Origin of the sequence: Streptomyces sp. NBC_00273 (assembly GCF_036178145.1) — a bacterium.
Lineage (GTDB): Bacteria > Actinomycetota > Actinomycetes > Streptomycetales > Streptomycetaceae > Streptomyces.
Window position 1 is genome coordinate 4,324,169 of record NZ_CP108067.1, and the last position, 18,892, is coordinate 4,343,060.

19 protein-coding genes and 1 riboswitch are annotated in these 18,892 nt (G+C 71.3%); of the genes, 9 read left to right on the forward strand and 10 right to left on the reverse strand.

Annotated elements, in window-relative coordinates; translation table 11 throughout:
- Nucleotides 1–45 precede the first annotated feature (45 nt).
- Nucleotides 46–606: a hypothetical protein gene (locus OG386_RS18475; RefSeq protein ID WP_328789075.1), complete on the forward strand. Its 561-nt coding sequence runs from the start codon at nt 46–48 to the stop codon at nt 604–606.
- Here the strand turns inward: OG386_RS18475 and OG386_RS18480 are convergent.
- Complete coding sequence (locus OG386_RS18480; protein WP_328789076.1) at nt 582–2,582, reverse strand: sigma-70 family RNA polymerase sigma factor; 2,001 nt, start codon at nt 2,580–2,582, stop codon at nt 582–584. The two genes, OG386_RS18475 and OG386_RS18480, sit on opposite strands and share 25 nt — an antisense overlap.
- 74 nt (nt 2,583–2,656) lie before the next feature.
- On the reverse strand, nt 2,657–2,980 hold the full coding sequence (locus OG386_RS18485; RefSeq protein ID WP_030010579.1) for a YciI family protein: 324 nt from the start codon (nt 2,978–2,980) through the stop codon (nt 2,657–2,659).
- A gap of 144 nt (nt 2,981–3,124) precedes the next feature.
- On the opposite strand from OG386_RS18485, the gene OG386_RS18490 reads away from it, so the two are divergent.
- The 4 genes from OG386_RS18490 to OG386_RS18505 all read left to right on the forward strand — a co-directional run bounded on the left by OG386_RS18490 (nt 3,125) and on the right by OG386_RS18505 (nt 5,486).
- Nucleotides 3,125–3,793 carry a DUF998 domain-containing protein gene (locus OG386_RS18490; RefSeq protein WP_328789077.1) on the forward strand — a complete coding sequence of 223 codons (669 nt, stop codon included), beginning with the start codon at nt 3,125–3,127 and terminating at the stop codon, nt 3,791–3,793.
- 80 nt (nt 3,794–3,873) lie between these two features.
- The gene (locus OG386_RS18495) at nt 3,874–4,278 is read left to right on the forward strand and encodes a hypothetical protein (protein WP_266604132.1); all 405 of its coding nucleotides are present in this window, start codon (nt 3,874–3,876) and stop codon (nt 4,276–4,278) included.
- Nucleotides 4,279–4,281: 3 nt separating this feature from the next.
- Nucleotides 4,282–4,710 carry a thiol-disulfide oxidoreductase DCC family protein gene (locus tag OG386_RS18500; protein ID WP_328789079.1) on the forward strand — a complete coding sequence of 143 codons (429 nt, stop codon included), beginning with the start codon at nt 4,282–4,284 and terminating at the stop codon, nt 4,708–4,710.
- 11 nt (nt 4,711–4,721) lie between these two features.
- The gene (locus tag OG386_RS18505) at nt 4,722–5,486 is read left to right on the forward strand and encodes a TetR/AcrR family transcriptional regulator (RefSeq protein ID WP_328789080.1); all 765 of its coding nucleotides are present in this window, start codon (nt 4,722–4,724) and stop codon (nt 5,484–5,486) included.
- Between the two features lie 18 nt (nt 5,487–5,504).
- On the opposite strand, the gene OG386_RS18510 is transcribed toward OG386_RS18505, so the two are convergent.
- From OG386_RS18510 to OG386_RS18520, 3 genes are all read right to left on the reverse strand, one after another.
- The gene (locus OG386_RS18510) at nt 5,505–7,061 is read right to left on the reverse strand and encodes an ABC transporter substrate-binding protein (protein ID WP_328789081.1); all 1,557 of its coding nucleotides are present in this window, start codon (nt 7,059–7,061) and stop codon (nt 5,505–5,507) included.
- Nucleotides 7,062–7,183: 122 nt separating this feature from the next.
- On the reverse strand, nt 7,184–8,440 hold the full coding sequence (locus OG386_RS18515) for a metallophosphoesterase (RefSeq protein ID WP_328789082.1): 1,257 nt from the start codon (nt 8,438–8,440) through the stop codon (nt 7,184–7,186).
- Nucleotides 8,437–8,739, reverse strand: a complete 303-nt coding sequence (locus OG386_RS18520) for an SCO4848 family membrane protein (protein WP_328789083.1) — start codon at nt 8,737–8,739, stop codon at nt 8,437–8,439. The genes OG386_RS18515 and OG386_RS18520 overlap by 4 nt, the downstream gene beginning before the upstream one ends.
- A gap of 121 nt (nt 8,740–8,860) precedes the next feature.
- Here OG386_RS18520 and OG386_RS18525 point away from each other — a divergent pair, with 121 nt between their 5' ends.
- The 3 genes from OG386_RS18525 to OG386_RS18535 all read left to right on the forward strand — a co-directional run bounded on the left by OG386_RS18525 (nt 8,861) and on the right by OG386_RS18535 (nt 11,815).
- Nucleotides 8,861–10,108, forward strand: a complete 1,248-nt coding sequence (locus tag OG386_RS18525) for a D-alanyl-D-alanine carboxypeptidase family protein (protein WP_328789084.1) — start codon at nt 8,861–8,863, stop codon at nt 10,106–10,108.
- 304 nt (nt 10,109–10,412) lie between these two features.
- Nucleotides 10,413–11,327, forward strand: coding sequence for a hypothetical protein (locus OG386_RS18530; RefSeq protein WP_328789085.1), 915 nt, complete (start codon nt 10,413–10,415; stop codon nt 11,325–11,327).
- Nucleotides 11,328–11,386: 59 nt separating this feature from the next.
- Entirely contained in the window at nt 11,387–11,815 is a 429-nt protein-coding gene (locus tag OG386_RS18535; protein ID WP_030012512.1) for a hypothetical protein, read from the forward strand.
- Nucleotides 11,816–11,947: 132 nt separating this feature from the next.
- On the opposite strand, the gene OG386_RS18540 is transcribed toward OG386_RS18535, so the two are convergent.
- The 4 genes from OG386_RS18540 to glyA all read right to left on the reverse strand — a co-directional run bounded on the left by OG386_RS18540 (nt 11,948) and on the right by glyA (nt 16,211).
- Nucleotides 11,948–12,853 carry a YihY/virulence factor BrkB family protein gene (locus OG386_RS18540; RefSeq protein WP_328789086.1) on the reverse strand — a complete coding sequence of 302 codons (906 nt, stop codon included), beginning with the start codon at nt 12,851–12,853 and terminating at the stop codon, nt 11,948–11,950.
- Nucleotides 12,854–13,055: 202 nt separating this feature from the next.
- Nucleotides 13,056–13,691 carry a 2'-5' RNA ligase family protein gene (locus OG386_RS18545; protein WP_328789087.1) on the reverse strand — a complete coding sequence of 212 codons (636 nt, stop codon included), beginning with the start codon at nt 13,689–13,691 and terminating at the stop codon, nt 13,056–13,058.
- A 97-nt stretch (nt 13,692–13,788) separates the two neighbouring features.
- Complete coding sequence (gene trpS / locus OG386_RS18550; protein WP_328789088.1) at nt 13,789–14,802, reverse strand: tryptophan--tRNA ligase; 1,014 nt, start codon at nt 14,800–14,802, stop codon at nt 13,789–13,791.
- 140 nt (nt 14,803–14,942) lie between these two features.
- Complete coding sequence (glyA, locus tag OG386_RS18555; protein ID WP_328789090.1) at nt 14,943–16,211, reverse strand: serine hydroxymethyltransferase; 1,269 nt, start codon at nt 16,209–16,211, stop codon at nt 14,943–14,945.
- A gap of 34 nt (nt 16,212–16,245) precedes the next feature.
- Nucleotides 16,246–16,336: riboswitch (ZMP/ZTP riboswitch) on the reverse strand.
- Between the two features lie 129 nt (nt 16,337–16,465).
- On the opposite strand from glyA, the gene rocD reads away from it, so the two are divergent.
- Complete coding sequence (gene rocD / locus OG386_RS18560) at nt 16,466–17,671, forward strand: ornithine--oxo-acid transaminase (RefSeq protein WP_327383665.1); 1,206 nt, start codon at nt 16,466–16,468, stop codon at nt 17,669–17,671.
- Between the two features lie 15 nt (nt 17,672–17,686).
- Here the strand turns inward: rocD and OG386_RS18565 are convergent, their stop codons facing one another.
- On the reverse strand, nt 17,687–18,889 hold the full coding sequence (locus OG386_RS18565; RefSeq protein WP_328789091.1) for a glutathionylspermidine synthase family protein: 1,203 nt from the start codon (nt 18,887–18,889) through the stop codon (nt 17,687–17,689).
- Between the last annotated feature and the right edge of the window lie 3 nt (nt 18,890–18,892).

An 18,892-nucleotide genomic window follows, 5' to 3' on the forward strand; every position in this document is an offset into this window, starting at 1 on the left:
GGACCGGGGGTACGGGGCGGAGGTCCCTGTGGAAGGATCGGCGGCATGAGCGAGCAGCAGCCGAATCCGTACACGAGCGACCCCGCCGGCCAGGGCGGTCAGCCGGGCACGCCCGCCACGCCCGGTCAGGGTGACTACAAGTGGGGTCCGGGCGAGGCCAGTTACGGCTACCCGCAGCCCTACCCGGGCCCGCCGGCCTACCAGCCGACCATCGGCGGCGCCGGCATCCCGACCCCGGCCTACCACCCCGCCGCTCCGGTCGGCGGAGCCGCTCTGTCCCTCGGTGACATCACCATCGTCGGGGACCAGATCATCACCCCGTCGGGCAACATGCCGCTCAGGGGCGCGATGTGGAACGCGACCGACTTCTCGCGCACCGAGGAGAAGATCCCGCCGCACGCGATCGTGCTCGCGATCATCTTCTTCCTCTTCTGCCTGCTCGGCCTGCTCTTCCTGCTGATGAAGCAGAAGACCACCACCGGCTACATCCAGGTCACGGTCACCAGCGGTGGCCGCCACCACTCCACGATGATCCCGGCGGTGGACGCGTACACCTACCAGTGGGTCATGGGCCAGGTGAACTACGCGCGGTCGCTGAGCATGTGAGGCACCTGCTGCGCCGCACCGAGCCTGAGCCGGCCCAGGGTGGAGCCGCCGGCCGCCGGGTCCAGGGACCTGGTGGCCTCCTTGAAGAGGTACTCGGCCCGCTCGTAGGAGAGGCGGCGCCGGCCCGTGTCCGGGCAGAGGTCGGCCGGTGCGGGCGTCCGGCCCGGTCCGGGCCGCCGGTCGGAGAGGAACACCGGGCCCCGGGTCCGGCCGGCCAGCAGCCCGGGCAGGAGACGGGCGGTCCCCGAGCGCCAGCTCACCCAGGTGCGGCCGGCCGGAGCCCGGCGGTCCGCCAGGTCCAGGTCCTCGACGTTCAGTGAGAGGACCGCCTTCACCCCGGCCCCCGACTCGTACAGGAGCCGCCACAGGGTCCGTTCGCGCAGCGGCAGGTCCGGGCGGCCGCAGAGCGCGTCGAACTGGGCGGGGCCCAGCGCCGGCGCCCGGGAGCCGGACTTCTCCGCGCGCCGCTCCAGCCCGGCCGCGAGGCCGTCCAGGTGGGCCCAGGTGCCGAAGGACCGCACGGCCGAGCGGTGCCGGTTCCAGGTCCTGGCCGCCGCCCCGCCCCAGGCCGTCGCGAAGACGCCGGCCACCTGGTCGGCCGTCAGGGAGGCCAGCGGCCGCCGGTCGCCGAGGGCCAGGCGCAGCCTCCGGAGGGTCTGTCCGTAGGAGCGGACCGTCGCCGGGTCAAGGTCGCCGCGGGCGAGGAAGGCGCGGGCGGCCTCCCCGAGCGTGGGACCGTGACCGGTCGGGTCCGTGCCGGCGATCGCGTCCGCGCGCCGCTCCAGGAAGGCGCGCTCGGCTGTGTTGCGGGTGAGGGCTGCCGCCCGGTGGAACTCCAGTCGCGCTTCCTGGTGCCGGTCGAGGCGCGCCAGCAGGTCTCCCCTGACGCTCGGCAGGAGGTGGTAGTCGCGCAATGCGGGATCGGCGGCGAGGGAGTCGACCAGGTCCAGGCCGGCCTGGGGGCCGTGGGCCATTCCGAGCGACACGGCCCGGTTGAGCTGGACGACCGGTGTCGGCAGCAGTTGCGCCAGGGCCCCGTACAGGCCGGCTATCCGGGCCCAGTCGGTGTCCTCGGCGGTGGTGGCCTGCGCATGGCACACGGCTATCGCCGCCTGGAGGAGGTACGGGCCGGGCGACGTACCGCCGACCTGTCGGGCGCGCAGCATCGCGGTGAACCCGCGGCGGATGAGCAGCTGGTCCCAGCGTCCGCGGTTCTGCTCGTGCAGCTGTACGGGCTCGCCCGACGGGCCGGTGCGCGCGGCCGAGCGGGAGGCCTGGATCTCCATCAGGGCCACGAGCGCGTGCACCTCGGCCTCCTGCGGCGCCAGTTCCGCCAGCAGCCGGCCCAGCCGCAGGGCTTCGAGGCAGAGCCCGGGCCGCATCAGGTCGTCGCCCGTGGTCGCCGAGTAACCCTCGTTGAAGATCAGGTAGATGACCTCCAGGACGGACGCGAGGCGTTCGGTCAGCTCGGCTTCGTCCGGCAGGTCGAAGGGCACGCGCTGCTCGGCCAGCGTCCGCTTGGCGGCGGCGATGCGCTGGGCGATCGCGGCCCCGGTGACGAGGAAGGCGCGGGCGATCTCCTCGGTCGTCAGGCCGCCGAGCAGCCGGAGCGTCAGTGCGGCCCTGGCCCCGGTCGGCAGTACGGGGTGGCAGGAGATGAGCATCAGCCGCAGGACGTCGTCCTGTTCGGGTTCCCGCTGCTGTTCCAGCTCGTGGGCGAGCTGTTCCTGCTTGTGCGTCAGCCGCCGGTCGCGCCGGATGTGGTCGACCGCCCGCCGCTTGGCCGTGGTCGTCAGCCAGGCACCGGGGTTGTCGGGGACGCCCGCGACGGGCCACTGTTCGAGTGCGGCGACGAGGGCGTCCTGGGCCAGTTCCTCGGCGAGGCCGACGTCGTGGACCATCCGCGTGAGCCCGGCGATGATCTTCGCGGACTCCAGCTTCCATACGGCGTCGATCGTGCGATGGGTGTCCGCCACGGGCACGATCACAGCACCGGCCCCGGCTCGCGCGCAAGCCGGGGCCGGACGCGGGGCGCGGCAGCGCCGGCGGTTCAGGGGCCGAAGACCTGCTGCACCACGCTCTCGCCGTCGCCGACGATCCGGCGGAAGCGGCGGGCCAGTTCGATCGCCTCCTCCTTGGAGCGGACCTCGATCAGGGCGAAACCGGCCACGGCCTCCTTGGCCTCGGCGAACGGCCCGTCCGTCACGGTGATCTCGTCCCCGAGCGACGTCACCAGGACACCGCCCGGCTCCAGGCCGCCGGTCGCCAGCAGGACACCGGCCGCCGACAGTTCCTCGATGAACCGGCCCATCTCGGCGTACAGGTTCTCGTCGGGGGCGGTGTCGGAAGGCCGGGTCGTCATCAGGTAGCGCATGGGGTCCCTCTCCTCGGTCGTGCGGTGCTTGCGACAACACGTCGAACAGGGCGATGTGACAGGGAACGGTCGCCGTTCCCTGTCACATCGCCGGATCGACGTGTCGGCGAGAACCGGAAACGACCGAGGAGAGAGGCACCCGCCATGACCACCACCCCCGCCCCCGCGACCCGCACCAGCACCAGCACCCGGGCCGCCACCCGCTCCCTGCTCGCCTGTGCGGTCGCGGCGACCCCCCTGTGGGTGGCCGTCGCCCTGCCCCAGGCCGCCCTCCGCGAGGGCTTCGACATCACCCGGCACCCGCTGAGCGCCCTGAGCAACGGATCCCTGGGATGGCTCCAGATCACCAACTTCCTGATCGTCGGAGTCCTGCTCGCCGTGGGAGCGACCGGCCTGCGCCGGGCCCTGCACGGTGGGCCCGGCGGCACCTGGGCGCCGCGCCTGGTGCGCGTCGCCGGCGTCGGCATGATCGCCGCGGGGGTGTTCGTCATGGACCCGGCCGACGGCTTCCCCGCGGGTACCCCCTACGGGCAGCCCGCCACCCTCACCTGGCACAGCTACGCCCACTTCGCCGCGGGATCGATCACCTTCCTCTCGCTGATCGCCGCCTGCTACGTCCTGGGCCGCCGCTTCGGCCGCGCCGGCGAGCGCGGGTACGCCCTGCTCGCCCGCACCGGCGGCACCGCCCTCCTGCTCGGCAACGGCTGGGCCATGGGCGGCGGCACGGCCGGCACGCTCACCCTGGCCGTCGGCGTCATCACCGCGATGCTCTCGATCTCCTTGATCGCGAACCGCTTCCGAAGTGCCCGCTGAACATCGCTTGAACTTGTTCAAAAAGAGGCCTACAGTCACCCGTGTCAGCAGTTTGAACACGTTCAAAGGGGCCGAAGGTCATGGACCTCACCGTCGTCACGTACGTCATCTACCTGCTCATCAGCATCGCCCTCACCATCTGGGTGGCCCGCACGCTCAGCCGCAACGGCCGTGTCTTCATCGGTGACGTCCTGCACGGGAACGAGAAGCTCGCGGACGCCGTCAACCAGCTCCTCGTGGTCGGCTTCTACCTCGTGAACATCGGCTTCGTGACCCTCTACCTCCGGTCGAGCGAGGAGGTCCAGACCCCCCGCGCCCTCTTCGAGGCGCTCTCGGTCAAGCTCGGCGTCGTCCTGCTGGTCCTCGGTGTCATGCACCTCGGGAACGTGTGGGTGCTGAACAAGATGCGCCGCCGCGGGATCATGGAGCGCCAGCAGACCCCGCCCGTCCCCCCGCAGGCGTGGACCGCACCGGTCGGGGCCTGAGCCGTGACGCCCGCCGCCGCGCCCGTGCGGAAGCTGACCGTCCTCTACGACGCCGGTTGCCCGCTCTGCGTGCACATCCGGCACTGGCTGCTCGCGCAGCGGTGGCTGGTCCCGCTCGCCCTGGTCCCCGCCGCCTCCTGGGAGGCGCGGCGGCGGTTCCCCCGTCTCGACCACGCGTCGACGCTGCGGGAGATCACCGTCATCGGGGACGAGGGGCAGGTGTGGACCGGGACCGACGCCTTCATCGTGTGCCTGTGGGCACTGGTCGAGCACCGGCCGAAGGCCAACTGGCTGGCCACCCCGGCCGGCCGGCCCTTCGCCCGGGCGGCCATGTACACGGCCTCGGCCTGGAGGCAGGCCGTACGTACCGAGGGTTACCCGGAGGCCGCCGAAGGGCCGGCCTGTGACGACGAGTGCTCCGTCCCCCGATAGGCTCATACACCGTGACTGATCAGAAGGCTCCCAAGAGCGAGCAGACCCGCACGCTCATCCTCGAAACCGCGCTCCGCCTCTTCCAGGAACGCGGCTTCGACAAGACGACGATGCGGGGTATCGCGAAGGAGGCCGGCGTCTCGGTCGGCAACGCCTACTACTACTTCGAGTCGAAGGAACACCTGGTCCAGGGGTTCTACGACCGGATCGGCGCCGCCCACCAGGCCGCGGTCCGGCCCATCCTGGACAACGAGACCGATCTGCAGAAGCGGTACGCGGGCGTGTTGACGGCCTGGCTGGACATCGCCGCCCCGTACCACGAGTTCGCCTCCCAGTTCTTCAAGAACGCGGCCGACCCGGAGAGTCCGCTCAGCCCGTTCTCGCCGGAATCGGAAACGGCGCGCAAGGCTGCGATCAGCATCCACCGCGAAGTGCTGGCCGGCGCGAAGACCAAGGTGCCGGCCGAGCTGGCCGACGTATTGCCCGAGCTGATGTGGCTCGCGCAGATGGGCCTGGTCCTGTACTGGGTCTTCGACCGCTCGCCGAACAGCGAGAAGACGCGGCGGCTCGCCGAGCGCGGTGCGCAGCTGACGACGCGGGGCATCGTACTGGCCCGCTTCCGGGTGCTGCGGCCGCTGGTGCGGGAAGTCCACGAGCTGTTCGCGGACTTCCTGCCGGGCATGGCCCAGACGGCCACGGCGGGGGCCCGGCGCAGGGCGTCGGACCCGTATCCGGACCCGGAGAAGGACCCGGATCCGGAGGAGGACCCCGCGTAGTCGCCGGGAACGCGACGGCTACAGCCAGTCGAGTTCCCACAGGCGCCAGACGCCGGTGCCGTCGGACAGGTACTGGGCTCCGGTGACGTCCTCGCGGGACATCACGTAGTCCTTCTTCTGCCAGATCGGCACCATCGGGGCCTGCTGGGCGACCAGCTTCTGGAGGTCGCGGAACTCGGCGGCCGCCTCGCTCCGCTCCGCGTGGGACTGGGTACGGGTGATCAGCTCGTCGACGTGCTTGTCGGAGAAGCCGTTGTTCATGGACGAATCGGCACCGACGAGCGGGGCGAGGAAGTTGTCCGCGTCCGGGAAGTCCGCGATCCAGCCGATGGTGTAGGCGTCGAACTCGCCCGCCGCGTACGCCTTCTGGAAGTCTTTCCACACGTCGACCGGCTTGATCGTCACCTCGAAGAGGCCGGTGGACTCCAGCTGGCGCTTGAGCTCCTCGGCCTCGGGCAGGTTCGCGCCGCGCACGTTCACGCCGAGGTTGAGGCGGACGGGGCCGGTGATGCCGGCGTCCTTGAAGAGCTTCTTGGCGGTGGCCGGGTTCGGGGCCGGGTAGGCGTCGAAGAACGGCGTGCTGTGGCCGGCGATGCCCGCCGGGACCAGGGAGTACAGCGGGGTGACGGTCCCCAGGTGGACCTCGACGGCCACCTTGGCGCGGTCGAGGACGGCGGCGACGGCCTGGCGGACGGCGAGCGGGGCCGCGGTGGAGCCGGGACGGACGTTGAACACGATGGAGCGGGTCTCGCTGCCGCCGGAGGCCTGGTAGCGGGTGTCCTTCAGGCCCGGATTGAGGCCGGCGAGCACGGCGGGCGGCATGTCCCGGTGCGCGACGTCGATCTGGTGGGCCTTCCAGGCCTGGTCGAGCTGCTCGGAGTCCTTGAAGTACTTGACGGTGACGGGCGTGTGGGCCGGCTTGCCCTGGCCCTTGTACGAGCCGTTGGGCTTGAGTTCGATGCTCGTACCAGCCTTGTAGCCGCCCAGCGTGTACGGGCCAGAGCCGTCCGCCTTGCCGTCCTCGCGCAGGGACTTCGCCGGGTACTTGTCCTTGTCGACGATCGAGGCGGCGCCCGTCGCGATCTTGAAGGGGAAGGTGGAGTCGCCGGCGGAGAGGTTGAAGGTGACCGTACGCCCCTCGGCCTTGACCGACTCCAGGGTGTTGAAGAGCGGAGCCGGCCCCTGGTCGGAGTTGATCGCCTTGATGCGGTCGAAGGAGTGCTTGACGTCCTCGGCGGTGATGATGCGGCCGCCCGCGAACTTCACGTCGGAGCGGAGCTCGCACGTGTAGGTGGTGAGCTTCTGACCCACGAAACCGCAGGAGGCGGCGGCGTCCGGCACGGGGGCGTCGGAGCCGGGCTTGATGGTCAGCAGCGACTGGTAGATGTTGCTGAACAGGGCCCAGGAACCGGCGTCGTACGCCCCGGCGGGGTCGAGGGAGGAGACGACGTCACTCGTACCGACCCGGACGGCGCCGCGGCCGCTTCCGTCCTCGGGCAGCAACTGCCAGACACCCACGCCGACCACGCCGAGGACCAGCCCGGCCGCGATTATCTTCGAGCGGACAGACCGCATCCCCTGAACCCCACCCCATGACCGAAGACAGCGACCTGCTGTCCGATTAACGGTCATCCCATCACGGAATTTTGGCCTCCGGAAGGTCAGTTGGGGCGGAGGCTCCGGGCGGTTGGCGCGGATCAGGCCTGAAATGAGGCGAGTTCAACGACGGTGATGTCGGACGGCGCCCCAACTCGGACCGGCGGACCCCACGCTCCGGCCCCGCGCGACACGTAGAGCTGGGTGTCTCCGTAGCGCTCCAGACCGGCGACGGTGGGGTTGGCGAGCTCCGCGAGGTAGTTGCCGGGCCAGAGCTGGCCGCCGTGGGTGTGGCCGGAGAGCTGGAGGTCGACGCCGTGGCGGACGGCGTCGTGGATGACGACGGGCTGGTGTGCGAGGAGCACGGCGGCCCGCGTCCGGTCCCGGTCGCCGAGGGCCGCCCGGAAGTCGGGGCCGTTCCCCTCCCGCTCCCCCTGGATGTCGTTGACCCCGGCGAGGTCGAAGTGCGGCAGCTCGCGGCGGGCGTTCTCCAGCGGGTTCAGCCCCAACTCGCGGACGTGGTCGATCCACTGCTGGGCGCCCGAGAAGTACTCGTGGTTCCCGGTGACGAAGTACGAGCCGTGGCGGGCGGCGAGCCGGCTCAGCGGCTCCGCGGCGGGCCCGAGGTCGGGGACGCTGCCGTCGACGAGGTCGCCGACGATGGCGATGAGGTCGGGCTGGGTGCGGTTGACGGTGTCCACGATGCGCTGGGTGTGGGCGCGGCCGAGCACCGGGCCGAGGTGGACGTCGCTGACGACGGCGATGCGGAAGCCGTGTGCCGCGCGCGGCAGTTTGGCGAGGGGGACCCGCACCCGCTTCACGCTCGGCCCGCGCAGGACCCCGTAGGTCCCGGCCCCGACCGTGCCGAGGGCGACGGCGGCGGCCGTCCCGCCGACCGTACGGGCGACGAACCGGCGGCGGCTCAGCCCGTCGCCCGCGGCGGGCCGCTCGGCGGTGGCCGGGGCGGCCGCGGGTGCCGCCGCGGCGGGCACCTCCACGGGCTCGGGCAGGTCGACCACCGATCCGGCGGAATCGCGGTGGGCCAGACGGCGCAGCGACAGCGCGCGGATCGGCTCCGCGACCAGCATCGTCAGGGTCAGGTACAGGAGTACCGCGAGCCAGAGGTACCCGGGCCAGGCCACCGTCTGCTGGAGCCAGAAGGGGGCGCCCGCGCGGCCCGTGGTGAGCGCGGCCACAGAGAGGAGGGGCAGGGCGATGGCCAAGGCCGTGCCGATGCGCCGGGTCCGGCCGCCGGGGGCGGTGGTGTCGCGGACCAGGCGGATCCAGAGCCAGCGGTGGACCAGGACCAGCAGGGCGCAGACCGCCAGGGCGACGAGTACGAAGACCAGGACCGTCATGCCGAGGCGTCCCGGTCCGGACGGTCCGCACCGTCCGTGCCGTCCGCACGGTCCGGACGTGACGAACGCCGCAGGGCGAGGACGCTGCGCAACCCGATCAGACCGACCGCCGTCCCCAGGAGAAAGGACGTCACCGCGAGCGTCAGGTGCACCCAGAAGTAGGAAGTGGGATCGCCGGCCGCATCGAAGGCAAGACCACTGCCGTTCTTCCACAGGTTCCGGACGAAAGACACCCAGATGAACCAGCTCCACACTCCGAAGGCGAGCAGGAACCAGGAGGCGGTACGGCTGAGTCTCATGCCTTCAGTATCGGATTCGTCCCCAGGACGGACGCGCCGGGGTGGGCTGTCCCGGGGTTGGTTGCCTGGAAATGGCCGGTCCGCTGCGCTCTCCAGCTCATCGGGAGGTACTTTCACCTGCGTGTCTGCCAAGACGACCGCGCTGACGGTCCTTTCCGCCGCGTTGCTGGCGCCCGCCCTGCTGGTGGCCCCCGCGCACGCCGCGCCGGCCCCGCCGGCCGACGCGAAGGGCGAGCCGGCCAAGGCCTCGGCCCCCGCACCGGCACCACCCGTCTCGATGTCCACGGTCGGCGGCTCCCTGCTCGGCCAGCCGGGGACCCAGGTGAACCTGCTGCCGGGCGCTCCCGCGCTGCCGGCGAACCTCACCGGGCGGTCGTGGATCGTGGCGGACGCCGAGTCCGGCGAGGTGCTGGCCGCGCACAACGCGCACTGGCGGCTGCCCCCGGCCTCGACCATGAAGATGCTCTTCGCGGACACCGTCCTGCCCGGCCTGCCCAAGGACCAGGTCCACAAGGTCACCGACAAGGACATGGAGGGCGTGGGCCCGGGCAGCAGCCTGGTCGGCGTCAAGGAGGACCTCGAGTACTCCGTCCACGACCTGTGGCTCGGGGTCTTCCTGCGGTCGGGGAACGACGCCGTGCACGTGCTTTCGGCCATGAACGGCGGCGTCGAGAAGACCGTCAAGGACATGCAGGCCCACGCCGAGGAGCTACAGGCCCTGGACACCCACGTCGTGTCCCCCGACGGGTACGACGCCCCGGAGCAGGTGTCGAGCGCGTACGACCTGACGCTGGTCGCCCGCTCCGGACTGCAGAAGCAGGACTTCAGGGAGTACTGCGGCACGGTGAGCGCGAAGTTCCCCGGGCTCCAGGAGGCCGGGAAGCCGCGGGACTACTTCGAGATCCAGAACACCAACCGGCTGATGACGGGCGCCGGCGGCATCGCCCCCTACAAGGGCATCGCCGGAGTGAAGAACGGCAACACCACCATGGCCGGCTCCACCTTCACCGGCGCCGCCCAGCAGGGTTCGAAGAAGCTGCTGGTCACGGTGATGAACCCGGACGGGGGCGGGGCGAACCAGGTGTACGAGCAGACCGCCGCGCTCTTCGACTGGGGCTTCGCGGCGGCCGGGAAGGTCAAGCCGGTGGGCGAGCTGGTGCCGCCGAAGAGCGCGGACACCTCCTCGCACGGCTCCCCGGCGCAGTCGCACGAGAACGACCCGTCGGCGGCCGGCAAGGACTCGGGCGGCGGCGCGGGCACCGCACTGGCCGTCGCGGGCGGTGTGCTCGCCGTACTGGCGGGCGGCGCCTTCGTGGTCAACCGCCGCTGGCCCCGCGGACGCCGCGGCCGGGGCGAAGAGCTGGTCTGACACCGCCGCAGACGCACCCGGACCCGCGCTAGGTCCTGTCGTCAAAGTGGCGTCGGCCGAGCCCGCGGCGTCCGGTGCCGTGCATCGCAAGGCGGAGGGGCGCCCGTGTACTGGACGTACTCGGGTGCCCCGACAACGCAGCGAGGTGTGGTGCCGGGCGTCGCGGGCCCGACGGGACTTTGACGACAGGGCCTAGCCCGGTTCCCGCAACCGCACCACCTATCAACTCACAGGTTCACCGGAGGACTTCGGCAGGGTTTGCTCGCTCCCGTCGGCATGAAGCCGTCGGGAAGGGGGTCCTCCCATGCGGAGGAGATGGTCGGCCGTCGTCATGGTGGCCTGTGCGGTCGTGGTGGTCTGCGGCGCGCTGCTCGCCGTGGCGGCCCGGACCGCTCTCCCGGCCGACGGCGCCGGGCGGCGGACCCCGGCGCGCGCCCTGGAGACCGCCGAGCTGGACGTGCTCCACACCGCGGGAGAACTGCTCGTACAGGACTGCATGCGGGCGCAGGGATTCTCGTACTGGCCGGTCCCGCGCGTGCCGCACCCGGACTGGCGGGACTTCCCGTACGGCGTGGACGACGTGGACTGGGCCCGCGGCCACGGGTTCGGGCGCCGGATCGAGCAGCAGCTGGACGAGGAGGCGGCGTCGGGCCCGCGCGGCCGGTACCAGGGCGGACTCTCCGCAGAGCGGCTGGAAGCCCTGGGGGTGGCCCTCATGGGGCCCGATGCGAAGGGGCTGGCGGTCGAGAACCCGGGCGGGGGCACGCTGAGCCACAGCGACCGGGGCTGCATCACCGCGTCGTGGCGTCAGCTCTACGGGGACGTGCGCCTCTGGTACGGCTCCAGCGAGACCGTGAAGCAGCTCGGCGCGGTGCGCACCGGCCGGGTCAACCAGGACCCGGCCTTCCGAACGGCGGTGGCCGGGTGGAGCGAGTGCGTCGGACGGCGCGGTTTCCCGGCCGTGCACCCGGTCCAGCAGCGCGACGAACAACTGGCACGGACCGGTCCGGCCGCCGAGGCCGAGGACGTACCGATGGCCACCGCCCAGGCCGAGTGCGCCCGCTCGACCGGCCTCGCCGACACCGCACGGGACCTGCACCGGCGCTATTCGGACATGATCCGCGCCGAGAACGGGGCCGCCTTCGACGCCATGCGGCGGTTGCAGGTGGCGGCCCTGCCCACAGCTCGCGATGTGGTCGCCCGGCACGCCGGCAGCTGACATCGCGTACCGCCGACCGGCGGTGAACCATGTACGGCACTCATTGGGAGGGACCCCAGATGAACAAGCTCAGGACGCTCCTCGCGGGGCTCGCGATCGCCGGTGCGGCGGTGGTGGCCGTTCCGACCGCGGCGCAGGCCGACGGCGGCTGCGGATACACGAACTTCTGTGCCTACTCCGACGATTACAACTACCTCTACCAGAACGCCGGCAACTCCAACGACTGGCCCTACCAGGTCAAGAACAAGGTCGACTGGGTCCGCAACAGCGGTAGCGCCGGCGGCCGCGACCACGTCAACATCTACTACAACGAGAACAACACCGGCGCCTACGCCTGCATCGGTTACGGCACCGAATGGAACCTGCGGGGCAACGCGCAGTCGTTCAACTGGACCCGCAACGGCGACGCCAGCGGTCAGTGGAAGGCGGTCCACGACAACGCCGCCTCGCACCGTTGGGTGTACGGCTGCGGCAACGGCACCTGGTAGAGCGTCCCTCCGGCACCATCCGGTGGCGCACCGGGCCCCACACCGGTGCGCCACCGGCGCGCGTCCCAAGACACCCCTAGGCCCTGTCGTCAAAGTCCCGTCGGGCGCGCGACGCCACTTTGACGACAGGACCTAGGCCGGCTTCGTCGCCTCGGCGGCCGGGGGGTCTTCCGCGCCGTCGCCGTCCGCGTCGTCGCGCGTGGCCGTCCAGGACGAGACGTACAGCAGCAGTTTCGCCGTGAAGTTGATCCAGAGCAGCAGGGCGATCGGTACGCCGAAGGCCCCGTACATGCTCTTCGCGGCGACCTCCCGCATATAGCCGCTGAGCAGCAGTTTCAGCAGTTCGAAGCCGGCCGCGCCGATGAGGGCCGCCTGGATCAGGCGGCCGCGCGGCGGTTCGACGCCCGGGAGCAGGGTCAGGACGTAGAGCAGCAGCAGGAAGGCGGCCACGACGCCGACGAGGAAGGCGAGGGAGCGCAGCAGCGCGCCGCCCGCGCCCTCGCGGGGGATGTCCAGCCATTCGGCGGTCTTCCCGACCGCGCTGGATCCGAGGATGGAGGCGACGGCGGAGGCCAGGCCCACGCCGCCGAGGCCGAGGAGGACGAGCGTGTCCTTGCCCTTGCGGACGAACGGGTTGCCGTCGTCCTCGTCGTCCTTCTCCCACACCGCGCGCAGGCAGTCCCGCATCGAACCCACCCAGCTGACACCGGTCACGAGCAGGAGGGCGCCGGCGACGAGACCGACCGTGCCGGCGTTGGCGACGAGCCCCTCGATGTTGAGCTGGTCGGAGATGCCGGGGACCTGTTCGGAGAGGTTCTTCTCCAGCCGGTCCAGCTGCTCCGGGCTGAGCAGCGCCGCGCCGATCGCGGCGGCCACGGTGATCAGCGGGAAGAGCGCGAGGAAACTGATGAAGGTGATCGCGGCGGCGAGGCGGGTCCAGTGCACCCGGTCGAGGCGCTCGTACGAACGCCACGCGTGCGTGCGCATCAGCCGGACCGCGAGCGGCCCGATCACCGGGAGTTTCGTCAGCCAGTCCATGGGGTCACCGTAATTCAGCCGCCGGAAATAGCCGGGATTGTCGGTTCCGGCCGCTACGGTCGTCGATTGTGACTTTTCCCGAAACGCGCCCTACGGGTCGCCCGTTCCACACCCTGGTCCTGCGAAGGCTGAGGTTCCGTGCCCGGCGCATCGCCCGGCTCCCCCTGACCCTGCGCCTGCCCCTGGCCCCGCGCCCGCTCCGTCAGGACGGCGGTACGGTCGCTCCGGCGGCCCCGGTGGCTCCGGCCGTCCCTGCTGCCGCCTCGGCGCCCTGGTCGGCGGGTGAGCCGGCCTGCGCCGGGACGCAGTTCGGCCCGCTCCCGAACGGGTACTCGCGCAGCTTGCGCCAGACCCCGTCCGAGCCCTGCTCGTAGAGCGCGAAGCCCTCGCAGACCCACTCGGCGGTGTACTCGGCGAGGGTCGTGAACGCCAGGTCCATCGCCTCCTCGGAGATCCCGTGGGCGACCGTGACGTGCGGGTGGTACGGGAACGCCAGCTCCCGTTCGAGCGGCCCCTGGGGGTCGCGGACCTCGCTCTGGAGGCGGGTGCAGCCCGGCGCCCCTTCGGCGATCTTGACGAAGACGACCGGCGAGAGGGGGCGGAAGGTTCCCGTGCCCGCCAGCCGCATCCGGAAGGCCCGGAAGGCGGCCGCGACCTCGACCAGGTGGGCCCTGATCGCGGGGAGCCGGTCCGCCTCCACCTCGGTGGGCGGGACGAGGGTGACGTGCGTGGGGATGCCGTGCGCGGCAGCGTCCCCGAAGCCCGCGCGCAGCTCCTGGAGCTGGCTGCCGTACGGCTCCGGGACCGCGATCGAAACGCCGAGCGTTACGGTCCCCACGTATCTCTCCTCCGCTTGTCGCTGTGGACTGCTGCCGCCCCAGTGTGGCGGCAGCACCCCCATTCGTGCCAGGGCTCTCGGTCCGTAGTTGCGTTCGTCAGTGCTTGGCGGGCAGCAGACCGAGGCGGTCGTAGGCCTGTGCGAGCGTCTCGGCGGCGACCGCGCGGGCCTTCTCCGCGCCCTTGGCCAGGAGGGAGTCCAGCGTCTCCGGGTCGTCCAGGTATTCCTGGGTCCGCTTCTTGAACGGTGTGACGAAATCGACCATCACACCGGCCAGGTCGGTCTTCAGCGCGCCGTAGCCCTTGCCCTCGTACTTGGCTTCCAGCTCGGCGATGGTCTCGCCCGTGAGGGTGGAGTAGATCGTGAGCAGGTTGCTGACGCCGGGCTTCTTCTCGGAGTCGAAGCGGATCTCGGCCTCGGTGTCGGTGACCGCGCTCTTGATCTTCTTCTCGGTGACCTTGGGCTCGTCGAGGAGGTTGATCAGGCCCTTGGGGGACGACGCGGACTTCGACATCTTGATCGCCGGGTCCTGGAGGTCGTAGATCTTCGCGACCTCCTTGACGATGTGCGCGGCGGGCAGGGTGAACGTCTGACCGAACCGGCTGTTGAAGCGCTCGGCCAGGTCGCGGGTCAGCTCGATGTGCTGGCGCTGGTCCTCGCCGACGGGGACGGCGTTCGCCTGGTAGAGCAGGATGTCGGCGACCTGGAGGATCGGGTACGTGAACAGGCCGACGCTGGCGCTGTTGACCCCGCCCTTGGCGGACTTGTCCTTGAACTGGGTCATCCGGCTGGCCTCGCCGAAACCGGTGATGCAGTTCATGACCCAGCCGAGCTGCGCGTGCTCGGGCACGTGGCTCTGGACGAAGAGCGTGCAGCGCTCGGGGTCCAGGCCGGCGGCCAGCAGCTGGGCGGCGGAGAGGCGGGTGTTCGCGCGCAGGTCCTTCGGATCCTGCGGCATGGTAATCGCGTGCAGGTCGACCACCATGTAGAAGGCGTCGTGCGTCTCCTGCAGGGCGACGTACTGGCGGATGGCTCCGAGGTAGTTCCCGAGGTGGAACGAACCGGAGGTGGGCTGGATGCCGGAGAGCGCGCGAGGACGATCAGAAGCCATGGCTTCATTCTCTCAGGTGCGGGGGCGGGCCCGTGCCCGCCCACACCCGCGCCTCAATCGCCGGCGGGGCTGGAAATTTCAGCCCCGCCGGCGATTGAGGCGCGGGGTCTGGGGCGGAGCCCCAGTAGCGGCGCCGCGGGTCAGGACAGCGGCAGGCCCGGGGCCGGGAAGGCGGCCATGAGGTCCGTGACCTCGGCGCGGATCACGGCGAGCGCCTGCTCGTCCCCCTTCGCGGCGGCGTCCACCGCGCGCGAGATCCAGTCCGCCACCACCGGCATGTGCTCCGTGGACAGCCCCCGCGACGTCAGCGACGGCGTACCGATCCGCACCCCCGAGGGATCGAACGGCTTGCGCGGGTCGAACGGCACCGTGTTGTAGTTCACGACGATGCCCGCCCGGTCCAGGGCCTTCGCCGCGATCTTGCCCGGCACGTCCTTGCCCGTCAGGTCGATCAGGATCAGGTGGTTGTCCGTACCGCCCGAGACCAGGTCGAAGCCCTTCTCCAGCAGCGCCGCGGCCAGCGCCTTGGCATTGGCGACGACCGCGTGGGCGTACGAGACGAAGGACGGCTGCGCGGCCTCGTGCAGCGCCACCGCGATACCGGCCGTGGTCTGGTTGTGCGGGCCGCCCTGCAGGCCCGGGAAGACCGCCTTGTCGATGGCCTTCGCGTGCTCCTCCCGGCACATCAGCATCGCGCCCCGCGGACCGCGCAGGGTCTTGTGCGTGGTGGTGGAGATGACGTCGACGTGGTCCGCCGGGGACGGGTGCGCGCCGCCCGCGATCAGGCCCGCGATGTGGGCCACGTCGGCGACCAGGATCGAGCCCGCCTCGCGGGCGATCTCGGCGAAGGCGGCGAAGTCGATGGTCCTCGGCAGGGCGGTACCGCCGCAGAAGATCACCTTGGGCCGCTCGGAGAGGGCCAGCTCGCGCACCGCGTCGTAGTCGATGAGCCCCGTATCGGCGCGGACGCCGTACTGCACGCCCCGGAACCAGGAACCGGTCGCCGAGACGCCCCAGCCGTGGGTGAGGTGCCCGCCCATCGGCAGGGCCATGCCCATCACCGTGTCGCCCGGCTTCGCGAAGGCCAGGTACACGGCCAGGTTGGCGGGCGAGCCGGAGTACGGCTGCACGTTGGCGTGGTCCACGCCGAACAGGCCCTTGGCCCGCTCGATCGCCAGCGCCTCGACGCGGTCGATGTTCTGCTGGCCCTCGTAGTAGCGGCGGCCGGGGTAGCCCTCGCTGTACTTGTTCTGCAGCACGGTGCCGGAGGCTTCGAGGACGGCCGCGGACACGTAGTTCTCGCTGGGGATCAGGCGCAGGGTCTGCGCCTGCAGCACTTCCTCCGCCGCGACGAACGAGGCCAGCTCGGGGTCGGCGGCGAACAGGGCGGGATGGCGGCTCGCGGACATGGCGGGCTCCTCCGGGGTCGATGTGATCGGTACCCCGCGAGGCCCAGGCGAGCGGCCCTGTATGCGGTCGAGCGCGCACGACTCCCCCGGAGTTGGTTCTCCGTACGCCAGTCGCCGTGCGTACCGCACACCTTAGCGGGCGCGCCGGAAGAGAGGTTTCTGCGTCCGCGATGCGAGCGACGATAAGAAGGTGACGCCACCCTCGTCACCGCTGCACCGGCGCTCACCGCGCCGGACGGACGATCGGAGACCCCGTGTCGACAACTGCTGATGCCATCCGCGCCGCGGACGCCCACAGTGCGCACAACTACCATCCGCTGCCCCTGGTCGTCGCGTCCGCGGAAGGCGCCTGGATGACGGATGTCGAGGGCCGCAGGTACCTCGACATGCTCGCCGGGTACTCGGCCCTCAACTTCGGGCACGGCAACCGCCGTCTGATCGACGCGGCCCACGCCCAGCTGGATCGGGTCACGCTCACCTCGCGCGCCTTCCACCACGACCGCTTCGCCGCGTTCTGTACCGAGCTCGCCGCACTGTGCGGCAAGGAGATGGTGCTCCCCATGAACACGGGGGCGGAGGCCGTGGAGACGGCGGTGAAGACCGCCCGCAAGTGGGGCTACGAGGTCAAGGGCGTCCCGGACGGGCACGCCAAGATCGTGGTCGCCGCCGACAACTTCCACGGGCGCACCACGACCGTCGTCTCCTTCTCCACGGACCACGACGCCCGCGACCACTTCGGCCCGTACACGCCGGGCTTCGAGATCGTTCCGTACGGGGACCTCACCGCGCTGGCCCACGCCGTCACCGAGAACACGGTGGCCGTACTGCTGGAGCCGATCCAGGGCGAGGCGGGGGTGCTGGTGCCGCCCGCCGGGTACCTGAGCGGCGTACGGGAGCTGACCCGCGAGCGGAACGTCCTGTTCATGGCGGACGAGATCCAGTCGGGGCTGGGGCGCACCGGCCGGACCTTCGCGTGCGAGCACGAGGGCGTCGTCCCGGACGTCTACATCCTCGGCAAGGCGCTCGGCGGCGGCGTGGTGCCGGTGTCGGCCGTGGTCGCCGACCGGGACGTGCTCGGGGTGTTCCGGCCCGGGCAGCACGGGTCCACCTTCGGCGGGAACCCGCTCGCGTGCGCGGTCGCGCTGGAGGTGATCGCGATGCTCCGGACCGGCGAGTTCCAGGGCCGCGCCACCGAGCTGGGCGAGCACCTGCACCGGCAGCTGAACCTGCTGGTCGGCGGGGGCGCGGTGACGGCCGTACGCGGCCGCGGGCTGTGGGCGGGCGTCGACATCGACCCGTCGCGGGGCACCGGCCGGGAGATCTCCGAGAAGCTGATGGAGCTCGGGGTGCTGGTGAAGGACACCCACGGGTCGACGATCCGGATCGCCCCGCCGCTGGTGATCAGCAAGGAGGACCTGGACTGGGGCCTGGACCAGCTCCGGTCGGTGCTCGGCGCGTAGTCCCGTCCGTATCGGTCAGAGGATGACGTGGGGCAGGAAGCGGGCGTACTCGTCCGTGACCGGCCCCGCCGATTCGCGGATGCCGAGCCCCGCCGCCTCGTCCTCGACGACCCATGCGCCGAGCACCACCCGGTTGCCGTCGAAGTCGGGCAGCGGGGCCAGGCCCTGGAAGCAGTACTGCTCCCCCTCCTGCGGTACGAACGGCTCGCCGCCCCCGCCCGGCCCGTGCAGGGTGACCCCCGCGCCCTCACGGCCGAGGAGGGGCTTGGCCACGTAACCGTCGGACCCGGGCTCGGCGAGCTCGCGCGGGCCGTCGAGGTAGGCGGGCAGCAGGTTGGGGTGCTCCGGGAAGAGCTCCCACAGGATCGCGAGCAGCGCCTTGTTGGACAGCAGCATCTTCCACAGCGGCTCGATCCAGCAGGTGGAGCCGGTGCCGCCGCCGTGGTCGTACGTGCCGAGGACGTGCGGGCCGAACTCGTCCGTGGCCAGCCACTCCCACGGGTAGAGCTTGAAGCAGGAGCGGATGAAGCGGAGCTTCTCGTCCACGAACCGGCCGGACAGGCTGTCCCAGCCGATCTGCTCGACGGACAGGGCCTGGGTCTCCAGGCCGGCCTGCTCGGCGGTCTCCTGGAGGTAGGCGACCGTCATCAGGTCCTCGCCGAGCTCGTCGGCCTCGGAGTGCGCGAAGTGCAGCGGGCCGGGCGGGAGCAGCTCGGCCTGGCGCCGCCAGGCGTCGACGAGGCGCTCGTGGAGGGAGTTCCACTGGTCGGCGCCGGGGAAGCGCTCCTCCATCCAGAACCACTGCGGGCTGGCCGCCTCCACCAGGGACGTGGGGGTGTCGGCGTTGTACTCCAGCATCTTGGCCGGGCTGCCGGTGCCGTCGTAGCGCAGGTCGAAACGGCCGTACAGGGAGGGCTGTTCGGCGCGGCGCCGCCAGGACTCGGCGATCAGCGCGGCGAGCTTCGGGTCGGTGATGCCGAGGTCGGCGAAGCGGTCGTGCTCGACGATGTGCGCGGCCGCGGCCAGGCACATGGCGTGCAGCTCCTCGACGACGTTCTCCAGGGCCTCGACCTCGGGGAGCGAAAAGGAGTAGTACGCGCTCTCGTCCCAGTAGGGGCGCAGGGAGTCGTCGGGGTAGCGGGTCAGGGGATAGATCAGACCCTGCTCCTCGACGGTCTTCTGCCAGTCGGGACGGGGCTCGATGGTGTGCCGCTCCATGGT

What these genes read in the sequence shown, in the direction of transcription:
- OG386_RS18475 (WP_328789075.1), top strand. Translation starts at nt 46, where the DNA reads ATGAGCGAGCAGCAGCCGAATCCGTACACGAGCGACCCCGCCGGCCAG.
- OG386_RS18485 (WP_030010579.1), bottom strand. Translation starts at nt 2,980, where the DNA reads ATGCGCTACCTGATGACGACCCGGCCTTCCGACACCGCCCCCGACGAG.
- OG386_RS18490 (WP_328789077.1), top strand. Translation starts at nt 3,125, where the DNA reads ATGACCACCACCCCCGCCCCCGCGACCCGCACCAGCACCAGCACCCGG.
- OG386_RS18495 (WP_266604132.1), top strand. Translation starts at nt 3,874, where the DNA reads ATGGACCTCACCGTCGTCACGTACGTCATCTACCTGCTCATCAGCATC.
- OG386_RS18510 (WP_328789081.1), bottom strand. Translation starts at nt 7,061, where the DNA reads ATGCGGTCTGTCCGCTCGAAGATAATCGCGGCCGGGCTGGTCCTCGGC.
- OG386_RS18515 (WP_328789082.1), bottom strand. Translation starts at nt 8,440, where the DNA reads ATGACGGTCCTGGTCTTCGTACTCGTCGCCCTGGCGGTCTGCGCCCTG.
- OG386_RS18520 (WP_328789083.1), bottom strand. Translation starts at nt 8,739, where the DNA reads ATGAGACTCAGCCGTACCGCCTCCTGGTTCCTGCTCGCCTTCGGAGTG.
- OG386_RS18530 (WP_328789085.1), top strand. Translation starts at nt 10,413, where the DNA reads ATGCGGAGGAGATGGTCGGCCGTCGTCATGGTGGCCTGTGCGGTCGTG.
- OG386_RS18535 (WP_030012512.1), top strand. Translation starts at nt 11,387, where the DNA reads ATGAACAAGCTCAGGACGCTCCTCGCGGGGCTCGCGATCGCCGGTGCG.
- OG386_RS18540 (WP_328789086.1), bottom strand. Translation starts at nt 12,853, where the DNA reads ATGGACTGGCTGACGAAACTCCCGGTGATCGGGCCGCTCGCGGTCCGG.
- trpS (WP_328789088.1), bottom strand. Translation starts at nt 14,802, where the DNA reads ATGGCTTCTGATCGTCCTCGCGCGCTCTCCGGCATCCAGCCCACCTCC.
- glyA (WP_328789090.1), bottom strand. Translation starts at nt 16,211, where the DNA reads ATGTCCGCGAGCCGCCATCCCGCCCTGTTCGCCGCCGACCCCGAGCTG.
- OG386_RS18565 (WP_328789091.1), bottom strand. Translation starts at nt 18,889, where the DNA reads ATGGAGCGGCACACCATCGAGCCCCGTCCCGACTGGCAGAAGACCGTC.